1 protein-coding gene is annotated in these 234 nt (G+C 53.0%); it reads left to right on the top strand.

Annotation, left to right across the window (positions count from 1 at the left end; translation table 11 throughout):
* Window positions 1-23: 23 nt before the first annotated feature.
* The coding region (locus SB816_RS35155) for a hypothetical protein (RefSeq protein WP_410548643.1) at window positions 24-234 on the top strand (211 nt) is incomplete at its 3' end.

The following is a 234-nucleotide window of genomic DNA, read 5'->3' as shown; positions in this document are numbered from 1 at the left end:
CGATAGATAACAAGGTCCCCAGTGTGCGCCTGTTCTACGCCAACACCAGACTGGTTTGTTTGATCGGCTTGGAAAACACGCGGTTAATGCGTGCTGATAGCAGGGCGCTAGCCCAGTTGCAAACATCGGCCACGCTGTTGCAAAGCGACGCAGCCAATACCGTATTGGCAGCCCACGCTATTAACCTTCACGATTGCGAGGCTTATTCACCCTATGGTTTTTCGCCTGTCCAGA

It is taken from the genome of Achromobacter sp. SIMBA_011 (assembly GCF_046535435.1).
Classification (GTDB): domain Bacteria; phylum Pseudomonadota; class Gammaproteobacteria; order Burkholderiales; family Burkholderiaceae_B; genus Achromobacter; species Achromobacter dolens.
This window is presented reverse-complemented; position numbering and strand designations above follow the sequence as displayed.